Annotated in this window: 7 protein-coding genes and 1 rRNA gene; 7 read left to right on the top strand and 1 reads right to left on the bottom strand. The window is 63.8% G+C overall.

The window, feature by feature from the left end:
* Positions 1-106 precede the first annotated feature (106 nt).
* The 6 genes from ASC48_RS18205 to clpB all read left to right on the top strand — a co-directional run bounded on the left by ASC48_RS18205 (position 107) and on the right by clpB (position 10,038).
* On the top strand, positions 107-1,357 hold the full coding sequence (locus ASC48_RS18205) for an aspartate kinase (protein WP_055457104.1): 1,251 nt from the start codon (positions 107-109) through the stop codon (positions 1,355-1,357).
* A 72-nt stretch (positions 1,358-1,429) separates the two neighbouring features.
* A complete protein-coding gene (gene ptsP / locus ASC48_RS18200; protein ID WP_055457103.1) occupies positions 1,430-3,697 on the top strand; it encodes a phosphoenolpyruvate--protein phosphotransferase in 2,268 nt (755 codons plus the stop codon).
* A 72-nt stretch (positions 3,698-3,769) separates the two neighbouring features.
* Positions 3,770-4,843: a peptide chain release factor 1 gene (gene prfA / locus ASC48_RS18195; protein WP_055457102.1), complete on the top strand. Its 1,074-nt coding sequence runs from the start codon at positions 3,770-3,772 to the stop codon at positions 4,841-4,843.
* 4 nt (positions 4,844-4,847) lie between these two features.
* Positions 4,848-5,720: a peptide chain release factor N(5)-glutamine methyltransferase gene (gene prmC / locus ASC48_RS18190; protein WP_055457101.1), complete on the top strand. Its 873-nt coding sequence runs from the start codon at positions 4,848-4,850 to the stop codon at positions 5,718-5,720.
* 379 nt (positions 5,721-6,099) lie between these two features.
* Positions 6,100-7,107, top strand: coding sequence for a DUF4167 domain-containing protein (locus ASC48_RS18185; RefSeq protein ID WP_341860394.1), 1,008 nt, complete (start codon positions 6,100-6,102; stop codon positions 7,105-7,107).
* 327 nt (positions 7,108-7,434) lie between these two features.
* Complete coding sequence (gene clpB, locus ASC48_RS18180) at positions 7,435-10,038, top strand: ATP-dependent chaperone ClpB (protein ID WP_055457099.1); 2,604 nt, start codon at positions 7,435-7,437, stop codon at positions 10,036-10,038.
* A gap of 112 nt (positions 10,039-10,150) precedes the next feature.
* Here the strand turns inward: clpB and ASC48_RS18175 are convergent, their stop codons facing one another.
* Positions 10,151-12,079, bottom strand: a complete 1,929-nt coding sequence (locus ASC48_RS18175) for a M23 family metallopeptidase (RefSeq protein WP_208975818.1) — start codon at positions 12,077-12,079, stop codon at positions 10,151-10,153.
* 934 nt (positions 12,080-13,013) lie between these two features.
* On the opposite strand from ASC48_RS18175, the gene ASC48_RS18170 reads away from it, so the two are divergent.
* A 16S ribosomal RNA gene (locus tag ASC48_RS18170) occupies positions 13,014-13,105 on the top strand; the annotation flags it as partial.

Genomic DNA, 13,105 nt, shown 5'->3' with positions numbered 1-13,105 from the left:
TCAAGGCTCCCTGTTGCAGATGCGGCGTTGTGGCTGTATGGATTGCGGCCGATCCGCCGGGCGCGCTCGCGCCCATATGGCTCTCGACGGGAAGACAAAAACCACGATGGCCCGACTGGTTATGAAGTTCGGCGGCACGTCCGTCGCGAATATCGAACGCATTCGCAATGTTGCCCGCCATGTGAAACGGGAAGTTGACGCCGGCCATGAAGTTGCCGTCGTCGTATCGGCCATGGCCGGGCAGACCAATCAGCTGGTCGCCTGGTGCCGTGAAGCCGCTCCCATGCATGACGCGCGCGAATATGATGCCGTTGTCGCCTCCGGCGAGCAGGTCACTTCGGGGCTTCTGGCCATCGTGCTGCAGGAAATGGGCGTCAATGCCCGGTCCTGGCAGGGCTGGCAGATCCCGATCCGGACCGATGGTTCGCATGGCGCGGCCCGCATTACGGGCATTGACGGCGCCTTCATGGTGGAGCGGCTGAAGCAGGGCCAGGTGGCCGTGGTGGCCGGTTTCCAGGGCATTGCCCCGGACAACCGCATCTCTACGCTCGGCCGTGGCGGCTCCGACACTTCGGCCGTGGCCATTGCCGCCGCCATTCAGGCCGACCGCTGCGACATCTACACGGACGTGGACGGGGTCTACACCACCGATCCGCGCATCGTGCCGAAAGCCCGGCGCCTTGACCGCGTCGCCTTCGAGGAAATGCTCGAAATGGCTTCGCTCGGCGCCAAGGTGCTGCAGGTGCGCTCGGTCGAAATGGCCATGGTGCATGGCGTGCGCACCTTCGTGCGTTCAAGCTTTGACGATCCCGATGCCCCGCAGGAGGGCAAGGACGGTCTTCCCCCCGGAACTCTCATCTGCGACGAGGACGAACTCGTGGAACAGCAAGTCGTGACCGGCATCGCCTTTGCCAAGGACGAAGCCCAGATCTCCATCCGCAACGTGCCCGACAAGCCGGGTGTTGCCGGTGCCGTGTTCGGCCCGCTGGCCGACGCCAACATCAACGTGGACATGATCGTCCAGAATATCTCGCCGGACGGCAAGACGACGGACATCACCTTCACGGTGCCCGAATCAGAATACGACCGGGCCATGAAGACGCTGGAAGCCAAGCGCGCCGATCTCGGTTTCGGTGCTCTGGAAGGCGCCCGCGATGTGGTGAAGGTGTCGGTGATCGGCATCGGTATGCGCTCGCACGCAGGCGTTGCAGCCCAGTGTTTCCGTGGCCTCGCGGAGAAGGGCATCAACATTCGTGCGATCACCACTTCCGAGATCAAGATCTCGGTACTGATCGATTCTGCCTACACGGAACTTGCGGTCCGGACTCTCCATTCGCTATACGGTTTGGACGGGTAATAACCAGCCTGGGCCGGGCAGATGCGATGACCGTGTCTGCCGTGCCCGCGCCGACAGGAACGGAGCTGACCCATGCGCAGCAACCTGGCCGGTCCGCGCCTGTTGCTCCGCAGGCTTCGCGAAGTCATGGCGGAGCCGATCAACGCGCAGGAGCGGCTCGACAAGATCGTGGTCCTGATCGCGGCGAATGTGGTCGCCGAGGTCTGCTCCGTCTATATTCTGCGTGCTGATGGCGTTCTGGAGCTTTATGCCACCGAAGGCCTCAACCGCGAAGCCGTACACCAGGCGTCCCTGCGCGTCGGGCAGGGGCTCGTCGGCCTGATCGCCGCCGAAGCGCGGCCGCTCAATCTTCCCAATGCGCGGGCGCATCCCGCCTTCGCCTATCTGCCGGAAACCGGTGAAGAGGCCTATAACTCCTTCCTGGGTGTGCCGATCCTGCGCGCCGGGCGCACGCTCGGCGTTCTGGTGGTGCAGAACAAGTCGCACCGTACCTATTACGAGGATGAGGTCGAGGCGCTGCAGACCACTGCGATGGTCATCGCGGAAATGGTTGCAGCCGGTGAGCTGGAAGCCATCGCCAAGCCCGGCACGGGGCTGGATCTCTCCCGTCCCTTCCGCTTTTCGGCCGTCGGGCTGGCCGAGGGTGTGGGGCTCGGCCACGTGGTTCTGCATGAGCCGCGCGTCGTCGTCACCAACCTCATTGCCGAGGACACCGATCACGAGACGAGCCGCCTCGAGGGGGCGATCGACCGGTTGCGCCTGTCCATCGACAGCCTGCTGGCCTCTGGTGACTTTGCCCAATCGGGCGAGCACAGGGATGTGCTCGAAGCCTATCGCATGTTCGCCTATGACCGGGGCTGGATCCGCAAGATCGAAGAGGCGATCCGCAACGGCCTGACGGCAGAAGCCGCCGTGGAAAAGGTGCAGAGCGACATGCGCGCGCGCATGCTGCGCCAGACGGACCCTTATCTGCGCGAGCGCCTGCATGATCTCGACGATCTGGCGCACCGGCTGATCCGCGAACTCATGGGCCGCCAGCACAGCGGCGGCGCCGGCAGCCTGCCGCAGGATGCCATCATCGTTGCCCGCAACATGGGGGCCGCCGAACTTCTCGACTATGACCGCGACCGGATTCGCGGCGTGGTGCTGGAGGAGGGCGGTCCGACCAGCCACGTCACCATCGTGGCAAGGGCTCTCGGCATTCCAGCTGTCGGCCAGGTGCAGGATATCGTCAGCCTTGCTGATGCGGGCGATGCCATCATCGTCGATGGCGGCACCGGAGAGGTGCATCTGCGCCCCGCTTCGGACGTGCAGGATGCCTATGCGGAAAAGGTGCGCTTCCGCGCCCGCCGTCAGGCCCAGTTCCGCCGGCTGCGCAACAAGCCCTCCGTCACCAAGGACGGGGTGGAAATCGCGCTGCAGATGAATGCGGGCCTTCTGGTCGATCTGCCGCATCTGACCGAATCGGGGGCGGTGGGCGTTGGCCTGTTCCGCACCGAACTGCAGTTCATGGTGGCTTCGTCCTTCCCGCGCCTGTCCGATCAGCAGGCCCAGTACGCGCAGGTGCTGGATGCGGCGGATGGCAAGCCCGTGACCTTCCGCTCGCTCGATATCGGCGGCGACAAGGTGCTGCCCTATCTGCGCTCGATCCAGGAAGAAAACCCGGCCATGGGCTGGCGCGCCCTGCGCCTCGGCCTTGACCGGCCAGGCCTGCTGCGCACGCAGGTGCGTGCACTGCTGCGCGCAGCCGCAGGCCGCGAGCTGAAGCTCATGTTCCCGATGGTTTCGGAAGTCTCCGAATTCCATCGGGCGAAGGAACTGGTGGAGCGCGAGCTGAAACACGCCCGCCGCCACGGCCATGACGTGCCCGATTCCATCCGCCTCGGCGTGATGATCGAGGTGCCCTCGCTGCTGTTCCAGCTGGACGAACTGTTCCAGGCGGTGGATTTTGCCTCCATTGGCTCCAACGACCTGTTCCAGTTCTTCTGTGCCGTCGACCGGGGGAACACGCGCGTTGCCGACCGCTATGACACGCTCGGCCCCGGCTTCCTGCGGGCGCTGAAGCAGATCGTGGATGTGGCCGGGCGCCACCATGTGCCGGTGACGCTCTGCGGGGAAATCGCCGGCAAGCCACTGGAAGCCATGGCCCTGATCGGGATCGGTTACCGGTCTCTGTCCATGTCGCCGGCCTCGCTGGGACCGGTGAAGGCGATGCTGCGCAGCCTGGATGCGGGCCGCCTGTCGGCACGCCTGCTGCCGCGCCTTGATCATGGGCACCCGGATCACGAGATCCGTGCCTTCCTGCAGCGCTTTGCCGAAGAGCAGGACGTGGCGCTCTAGCGCTGCGCCTGCCGTTCATCCCGTTTACTGCCGGGAGTCTCCTTTCTCCCGTGGCTCTGGAGACATGCGCTCATGCTGGCGCAAGCAAAACTCGACACACTGCTGAACCGCTTTGCAGAACTCGAACACCGCATGTCCTGCGGTCCGGATGCCGGGGAATACGTGCGGCTGTCGCGTGAGTATGCCGAGCTGGAGCCGCTGGTGCGCGCCGTGCAGGCCTTGCGCAAGGCGGAAGAAGATCTGGCCGGGGCCGAGGCGCTGATCGCCGAGGCGGGCGGCGACCACGAGATGCGGGACCTCGCCGAGCTGGAGCGTGATGAACTGACGCAGAAGGTGGAGGAACTGACGCAGGCTGTGCGCATCGGCCTTCTGCCCAAGGACAGCGCCGACAAGAATGACGCCATTCTGGAAGTGCGGGCCGGAACGGGCGGCGATGAAGCGGCGCTTTTTGCTGGTGACCTGTTCCGCATGTACCAGCGCTATGCCGCGCTGCAGGGCTGGAAGGTAGAAGTATTGTCGGCCAGCGAAGGCGAGGCGGGCGGCTTCAAGGAAGTGATCGCGTCTGTCACGGGCGAGAATGTTTTTGCCCGGCTCAAGTTCGAATCAGGCGTGCACCGGGTGCAGCGCGTGCCTGAAACCGAATCGGGCGGGCGCATCCATACCTCTGCCGCCACGGTTGCCGTGCTGCCGCAGGCCGAAGAGGTGGATGTGGACATTCAGGAATCGGACCTGAAGATCGACACCTACCGGGCCTCGGGCGCAGGCGGCCAGCACGTCAACACCACCGATTCGGCTGTGCGCATCACCCATCTGCCCACCGGTATCGTCGTGGCGGTGCAAGACGAACGCTCCCAGCACAAGAACCGGGCAAGAGCCCTGCAGCTGCTGCGGGCCCGCATTTATGATGCGCAGCGCGACAAGGCAGCGAACGAGCGCTCCGAGGCGCGGCGCCTGCAGGTGGGCTCCGGCGACCGGTCGGAGCGCATCCGAACCTATAATTTCCCGCAAGGCCGTGTCACCGATCACCGCATTGGCCTGACGCTCTACAAGCTGGAGCAGGTGCTGGCGGGCGAAGCGCTGAGCGAACTGGTGGAAGCGCTGACCGTGGATCATCAGGCAACGCTGATGGCGGCCGAGGAGGGCTGATTCCATGTCAGGAGCAGGGGAGGAGCCAGCTCTCGGGGGGCTTTACCGCGCGCTGCGCGACAGATTCCGCAAGGCGGGCCTTGCCTCGCCGGAGCTGGATGCCCGGTTGCTGGTGGCCGCTGCCGCCGGCCTGTCTCCCGGTGATGTGGTGCTGCGCGCTGATGATCCGGTGAATGAGACCGTGGCTGCGCTGGCCCGCCACTACGCGCAGCGGCGCGAGGCGCGGGAGCCTGTCGGCCGCATTCTTGGCGGGCGGCAGTTCTTCGGCCTGGATCTGGCCCTCTCACCGGACACCCTGGAGCCGCGTCCTGACACGGAAATTCTGGTGGAGGCGATACTGGCGCGGGCGGGCGGCCTCATCAATCCGCTGATTGCCGATATCGGCACGGGGACGGGCGCCATCATTCTGGCCCTGCTCAATGAACTGCCGCAGGCACGCGGTCTTGCCATTGATCTGTCACGCGGTGCGCTGGAGACGGCGCGGGCCAATGCAAAGCGCCACGGGCTGGAAGACAGGCTTTGCTTCGCGCAGGCAAGTTATGCGGAAAGTCTTGCGCCTGTCTTCGACTGGGTCGTCAGCAATCCGCCCTATATCGCCTCGGATGTGATTGCCGGGCTCGATGAAGATGTGCGCAAGCATGACCCGGTCCTGGCGCTTGATGGCGGGCCTGACGGGCTTGTTGCTTACCGTGCAATCGTGCCGCAAGCGCTGGCAGCGCTGCGGCCCGGCGGGCGGCTCGGCTTCGAGATTGGCTTCGACCAGGGTGGGGCCGTTCGCGGCCTGATGGCTGAGGCCGGATTTCAGGATCTTGAAATCATTCAGGATCTCGGCGGAAATGACCGTGTGGTGACGGGCATCAAGCCGGCATCGGGTTGACTGCGGACATCCTTGAAAAAAGGCTTGGAAATCTGACGCGAACCGGCTAGTTTCACTTTGCCGAAGCCGGGATAACGCGGTCGGGGCGAGTTTCTCGCCATATCGGCGATCCAGCCCACGCAGGGATTATGGGCCGAACGATCGCAACGCGTTTTGGAAACCGAACATTTTCTGATTAATCGGACTGTCGGTCTGTCGCAGAATATGACGATTGCGTTGCCCTTCGCCGGGTGAGGCTGTCGTGGCGGTTCATTGTTCACAGCCGGTCATGCTCCCTTCACTGGAGCCGGGTAAAGCCGGAACCCCAGCGCAGGGAATACAGACGCGCTTTTGATTGGCCGGCCTTGCCGGCCGCCGTTCCTTAAGAGTTAACGGCAGGATGAGACCAGGAAATCAAAACAAGCAGCGTATGCGGAACAACCGGGGCCGTAAGGGACCCAATCCGCTGACCCGGACGTTTGAATCGAACGGCCCGGACGTGAAGATCAGGGGTACGGCTCTGCACATCGCAGAGAAGTACCAGCAGCTGGCCCGCGACGCACAGGCAGCCGGTGACCGGATCATGTCGGAAAACTATTTCCAGCATGCCGAGCACTATTACCGCATCGTTGCGGCGGCTCAGCCCAACATGGCGGTAAGCGGCGGTCTGCGGTTCGACAATGGCTATGACGACGAGGATGGCGAGGATCAGGGTGCCGACGGCGCCGAGATCAACGAGCGTTCCGACCGTCAGGACCAGCCGGAGCGGCCCGAACGTTTTGAGCGTCCCGAGCGTGCTGAGCGCCCTGAACGGTCTGAACGCCCCGAACGGTCCGAACGCATGGAGCGGCAGGACCGTCCCGCGCGCCAGGACAGGGGCGATCGTCAGGAGCGTGGTGAGCGCCCCGAACGCGGTGACCGTCCGATGCGTCAGGAGCGTTCCGAGCGTAACAACCGGCAGGACCGGCATGAGCGCCGCGACCGCGAAGACCGCCAGGAACGCGCACCGCGCCCGGTTGAATATGTTGCGGCCGACGAGCCGCAGCCCTTCATCGAGCACATGCCGGTTCCGGGCCTGAACGGGGGGCATATCAGCCGTCCGGTTCACGATGGGGCGGTTCCGACGGAAGCTGCGGTTTATTCCGGAGCCGAAGGTGAAGACGGTGAGGATGGCCGCCCGCGCCGCCGCCTGCGCGGTACCCGTGGCCGTGGCCAGCGCCGTGAGGGCGAGGAAGCTCCGGCTGAAGAGGCCACCGCGGCGCCTGCCCCGGCTCCGGCCGAGGCTGCTGCTCCGGCCGAGGTTGCCGCTCCGGCGGAAGCCGGTGAGGAGCCTAAGCCGCGCGCCCGGCGCACGCCGCGTCCGCGCCGTACCAAGGATGTGGAAGAAACCACTTCCAGCGGCGCCTGATCAGGCCGCAGGGTACAGAAAGATACGAAAGGGCGCTCCGGTCTCCGGGGCGCCCTTTGTCTTTTCGCCTGCCGGCCCATCCTCTCTTTTCGCCTGCCGGGGCGGGTGAGCCCCGCGAAAGCCCCGGGGATCAGGATCCTTCCGGAGTTGCCGGACACCCCCTTTTGTTGTCAGTTTGCAACACTATATGAACCATGCCATCCGGGTGATGGCGCGGGTGCCCGCTGGGGCAGCTTGCGGCCGCAGGGCCGGGGCTGCCTGCGAATGGGGCCCGCAGTCCAGCACGCCGGCCATGCTACGGGTGGTCAGGCGGAAAGGAGTTTGCGAATGAATATGGAAAAATACACCGAACGGGCGCGCGGCTTCATCCAGTCTGCGCAGACCTTTGCGCTGGGGCAGGGGCATCAGCAGTTCCTGCCCGAACATCTGCTCAAGGTGCTGATTGACGATCCGGAAGGCATGGCCGCAGGTCTGATCGACCGCGCGGGCGGCTCGTCCCAGGATGTCCGCATCGCCGTCGAGCAGGCAGTTTCCCGTCTGCCGAAAGTCTCCGGCGGCTCGGGGCAGCTCTATCTGTCTCCCGCCATGGCGCGCTTCTTCGAGCAGGCCGAGAAGGTGGCCGGCAAGGCGGGCGACAGCTTCGTCACCGTCGAGCGCATGCTGCTGGCTCTGGCCATGGACAATGACAGCGAGGCCGGCAAGCTGCTGGCCAAGGCGGGCGTGTCCCCGGCCAACCTCAACCAGGCGATCAATGCTTTGCGCAAGGGCCGCACGGCCACCTCTGCCAGTGCCGAAAGCCAGTATGATGCGCTGAAGAAATATGCCCGTGACCTGACACAGGCCGCCCGTGACGGCAAGCTTGATCCGGTGATCGGCCGCGACGAGGAAATCCGCCGCACCATTCAGGTTCTCTCCCGCCGCACCAAGAACAATCCGGTTCTGATTGGTGAGCCGGGCGTCGGCAAGACGGCCATTGCCGAGGGCCTTGCCCTGCGCATCGTCAACGGCGATGTGCCGGAAAGCCTGAAGGACAAGCAGCTTCTCGCCCTCGACATGGGGTCGCTGATTGCCGGCGCCAAATACCGCGGCGAGTTCGAGGAGCGCCTCAAGGCAGTTCTCTCCGAAGTCGAGACGGCGGCAGGCGGCATCATTCTGTTCATTGACGAAATGCACACGCTGGTCGGCGCAGGCAAGGCGGACGGGGCGATGGACGCCTCCAACCTGCTGAAGCCAGCCCTTGCCCGTGGCGAGCTGCATTGCGTTGGCGCGACCACGCTCGACGAGTACCGCAAGCACGTGGAAAAGGACGCGGCATTGGCCCGCCGGTTCCAGCCGGTTTTCGTCAGCGAGCCGACGGTGGAGGACACTATCTCCATCCTGCGCGGCATCAAGGAGAAATACGAGCTGCATCACGGTGTGCGGATCACCGATTCGGCCATCGTCTCCGCCGCGACCCTGTCGAACCGCTACATCACCGACCGGTTCCTGCCGGACAAGGCCATCGACCTGATGGACGAGGCGGCCAGCCGCCTCAGGATGCAGGTGGATTCCAAGCCCGAGGAGCTTGACGAGCTCGACCGGCGTATCATCCAGCTCAAGATCGAACGTGAGGCGCTGAAGAAGGAGAGCGATCCGGCAGCGCAGGACCGTCTGGTCCGGCTCGAGAAGGAGCTGACGTCGCTTGAGGAAGAATCCGATGCGCTGACCCAGCGCTGGCAGGGTGAGAAGGACAAGCTGAACCTTGAGCAGAAGCTGAAGGAACAGCTGGACGGCGCCCGCAGCGAGCTGGAAAAGGCACAGCGGCAGGGCAATCTTGCCCGGGCCGGTGAGCTGGCCTATGGCGTCATTCCGGAACTGGAGCGCAAGCTGGCCGATATGGCCGGTGCCAGTGCCAAGGAAGCGATGCTGGATGAGGCGGTGACCTCCAGCCACATCGCGCAGGTCGTCTCCAAGTGGACGGGCATTCCGGTCGACAAGATGCTGGAAGGCGAGCGTGACAAGCTCTTGCGCATGGAAGACGTGCTGGCGGGCCGGGTGATCGGCCAGGCCGAGGCGATCCATGCGGTTTCCACGGCCGTCCGCCGCGCCCGCGCCGGGTTGCAGGATCCGAACCGGCCGATCGGCTCGTTCATGTTCCTCGGACCCACGGGCGTGGGCAAGACGGAGCTGACCAAGGCGCTGGCTTCCTTCCTCTTCGATGACGACACGGCGATGGTCCGCCTCGACATGTCAGAATACATGGAGAAGCACTCGGTCTCCCGCCTCATCGGCGCGCCTCCGGGCTATGTCGGCTATGAGGAGGGCGGGGCCCTGACGGAGGCGGTGCGCCGCCGCCCCTATCAGGTCGTGCTCTTCGACGAGATCGAGAAGGCCCATACGGATGTGTTCAACGTGCTTCTGCAGGTGCTTGATGACGGCCGCCTGACCGATGGTCAGGGCCGCACTGTGGACTTCCGCAACACGCTGATCATTATGACCTCGAATCTGGGCGCCGAATATCTGCTCAACCAGCCGGAGGGCGAGGATACGGATAAGGTGCGCGATGAGGTGATGGGTGTGGTTCGCAGCCATTTCCGGCCCGAATTCCTCAACCGTCTGGACGAGATTGTCCTCTTCCACCGGTTGCAGCGCAACCAGATGGCTTCCATCGTTTCGATCCAGCTGGAGCGGCTGCGGGCCTTGCTTGCCGACCGCAAGATCACGCTGGATCTGGATGACAGTGCCATCGGCTGGCTGTCGCAGAAGGGCTATGATGCCGCCTATGGCGCCCGGCCGCTGAAACGGGTGATCCAGAAGGATGTGCAGGATCCGCTGGCCGAGAAAATTCTCTCCGGCACGGTGAAGGACGGCGACCACGTGGCGGTCAGCGCCGGAACGGACCGGCTGATCTTCACCACGGGTCCGGCGTCTGGCGAATCTGCGGCCGCATGACATCAGCTCGCGGAAGCTTGGCATGATGCGCGGCCAGCCATGAAAAAGGACCCGCCGGATCGCTCCGGCGGGTCCTTGTGTCTTGACTGTCCGGCTGTGTGAGGCTGTTGCGTCAGCGGACCGCCTCCGATGCAGAAGCCGAAGCAAAGCGCGAGGGTTTCTGCCCGCGATCCAGCAGGGCGTCAATACGGGTGCGCTCCTGCTCGAAACTCGCCAGCATGTCGCCATCCAGCACCCGGCCGCGCGGCAGGCGGATGCGCATCGGATCGACGAAGTTGTTGTTCACCAGCACCTCATAGTGAAGGTGCGGTCCGGTGGAGAGGCCGGTGGAGCCCACATAGCCGATGATCTGGCCCTGGGTGACGCGGCCGCCTTCCTTGATGCCGGGGCCGAAGTCGTTCATGTGATTGTAGGTGGTGACGTAACCATTGGCGTGGCGCAGTTCCACCCGCTTGCCATAGCCGGATTCCCAGCCGGCCTTGATGATCGTGCCGTTGCCGGAGGCCATGATCGGCGTGCCGCGCGGGGCGGACCAGTCAACGCCCGTGTGCATCTTGCCAAAGCCGTAAACCGGATGCTGGCGCATGCCGAAGCCCGAGCGGAAGGTGCCGCCGGAGAGCGGCTTGCGCATCAGGAATTTCTTCGCGCTGCGGCCTTCCTCGTCATAGTAGTCAACCGAACCGTCGTCCGGGGCACGGAAGCGGTACAGCCGCCGCTCGGCGGAGCCGGTGTGCAGCGAGGCATAAAGGATCTCGCCGTTCCCGCCAGTCTCGTCATCGCCGCCGCCATAGAACACTTCCAGCGAGTCGCCCGGCTGGACGCGGCTGTTGAAATCCACATCGTAGGAGAAGGCGCCGATCAGTTCCTTGATCAGGTCTTCCGGGATCTGCTGCTCAAGCGCGGTCTGATAGACACTTTCATAGAGCGACACCGATGGGCCGCCGGTGCTGCCGCTGAAGGCGCTGCGGTCAGCCTCGGCAAAGGCGTCCAGCAGGTCTCCGGCCGGCTCATTGGCGGTCACATAGATGCCGTTGTCGGAGCGGGCGACGGTCGCCTTGTGCCGGTTCTCGCTATAGATGCTGACCCGCTCCACGCGCGTGATTGTTGGATCCGCAGGATCGGCGCCAAGCGCCAGACGCAGCCTGTCGCCCGGCGCCAGGTCCACAATGCCTGCGCCAAAGCGGAAGGCCGCCAGAATGGCCTCGGCCTCCGGATCAGATGCCTGATTGTCGAGGAGAATGTCCTTGAAGGCCATGTCCTGCTCGACCGGAATGATCCGCTCGTCAAAGCCGGCCACCGGGGCTGTGCCCGCCTGCTTGGAAACGAAGGAGACGTTTTCCTGGGTGATCCGGACGGACAGCCGGGCAAAGTCGGGCTGGCGGGCGAGGTTGAAGTCGAAACGGTCCGGGTCAACGATGGTCCGCGAGGCGATCTGGATGCCGCTTTCGCTCAGAAACCGGGCTGAAACCCGGACCTGCCGCTCCACTTCCGTCTCCGAAGGTGTGAGGGCCGTGTCGATCAGCGGGCTGTTGACCGGAAAGTCACTCTGGGCCAGCGTGAATTCACCTTCCGATTTGGCGGAATAGACCGCATCGCTGACCGTCCGCTCATCCAGCGGCTTCTGATCGGCGAACATCTGCAGCGGATTGAAGGCCGGGATGCGGCCCTCCACATCGGTGAGGCGCCGGGTCATCAGGCTGGTGTTCACAAAGGTATATGGTCTGGCCTTGATGTGTTCCTGATCACCGCTGCGCGTCACGACATTCAACGGAATGATGCGCTTGCTGGTGAACTGGGCTGCGGCCTTGCTGATCCGGTCGCCTTTCGTCCCGGCGCCAGCGGTGTTCAGAATTTCGGGAGCGGGCGTGTGGGCAGTCGCGGCGGCAACGCGGTATTGCCCATCGAGGGCCGCTACCAATGCTCCGCCCATCAGCACAATAGATGTGACGCCCGTCAGAACAGTCCCGGTCAGCCAGCGCAGGCTCACCTTGCGGCGGTCCGGCAAGGCGTTCCGCTCGTCATAGACAACGAGCGGCGGCATGGTGCCAAGTTCAACCGCTGGAAGAGCGTGAGACTGAAAAGGGCCCAGATGCATCAGTTGCCTTGTCTGTTCATGTCGTCCCGCCCCGCATTGTCCTTGCAAGGCCACGCATTGCACGGAAACCTCCGCCGGCCGGAACCATCCGGAGCCTGACGGAAAATGCAGCCTGCCGCCGCAAAGGTCAACGGCGCAGGCGCTTTGCCATATCACTGTTGCGCCCGTACCTGAGGGTGAAGCGGTCGATAAGCACGGTTTCAGGCATGAATATGGCTGGCCCATATCATAGATGGGGGACAGAGCCAGTGTGAAGGCGCCTTTCCCGCGTCTCCTGTGGCGGGATGGCGGGGCTGGCAGGCGGACGGGAGTATCTTTTTCAGGTGGCCCATTTTTTTTAAGCCGGCTTGTGGGGAAAAGGGGCGCAAATCACAGGCGCAGCCCGCTTGAACCTGAGCGTTTCTGCGGGGTTCCTGCCTTGTGAATCTTTTTTGACAATCTGTGTTGACTCCTCTGAGGGGTCTGGCTATAAACCGCTCCATCGACGGCGGCGCTACGGAAACACGGCGCCAAACGCTGTCGGGTCAGCCGAAAACGACTGAGCTGTGAGGAGCTCGCAAGAGCGAACGGTTTAGTTGTCTGCGGTTCCCGGAAACGGGGTGAACGCTTCTGCGTTCTGTTCTTTGACAATCAGGTATTTGAAGGAAGGGAAACGCGGCCGGCGTTGACTTTGTGCTTCGGCGGATCTGGTGACAGATTTGCCAAGAGGCAAGAGTTACGGACAGGTACGTTTCTTTTTCGGAAAAAGAAGCAAGGAAGACACATTTTGGCCGAGAGGCCTTGATGGTCTCTGTCGAGTTCTGTGTCCTGAGAAGGGTGCAGGAACTTTGAGTGCTTTATGCAGCGATTGAGAATTGGTGCCTGAGATTGAACTTTTGTTTAACCTGAGAGTTTGATCCTGGCTCAGAACGAACGCTGGCGGCAGGCTTAACACATGCAAGTCGAACGCCCTGGTAACGGGGAGTGGCAGAC

Origin of the sequence: Pannonibacter indicus (assembly GCF_001418225.1) — a bacterium.
GTDB lineage: Bacteria > Pseudomonadota > Alphaproteobacteria > Rhizobiales > Stappiaceae > Pannonibacter > Pannonibacter indicus.
The sequence above is the reverse complement of the archived record's forward strand: the minus strand, read 5'-3'. Positions and strand labels throughout refer to the sequence as shown.

Excerpts from the sequence above, each read along its gene's own strand:
- ASC48_RS18205 (WP_055457104.1), top strand. The coding sequence starts at position 107 with ATGGCCCGACTGGTTATGAAGTTCGGCGGCACGTCCGTCGCGAATATC.
- ptsP (WP_055457103.1), top strand. The coding sequence starts at position 1,430 with ATGCGCAGCAACCTGGCCGGTCCGCGCCTGTTGCTCCGCAGGCTTCGC.
- prfA (WP_055457102.1), top strand. The coding sequence starts at position 3,770 with ATGCTGGCGCAAGCAAAACTCGACACACTGCTGAACCGCTTTGCAGAA.
- prmC (WP_055457101.1), top strand. The coding sequence starts at position 4,848 with ATGTCAGGAGCAGGGGAGGAGCCAGCTCTCGGGGGGCTTTACCGCGCG.
- ASC48_RS18185 (WP_341860394.1), top strand. The coding sequence starts at position 6,100 with ATGAGACCAGGAAATCAAAACAAGCAGCGTATGCGGAACAACCGGGGC.
- clpB (WP_055457099.1), top strand. The coding sequence starts at position 7,435 with ATGAATATGGAAAAATACACCGAACGGGCGCGCGGCTTCATCCAGTCT.
- ASC48_RS18175 (WP_208975818.1), bottom strand. The coding sequence starts at position 12,079 with ATGCCGCCGCTCGTTGTCTATGACGAGCGGAACGCCTTGCCGGACCGC.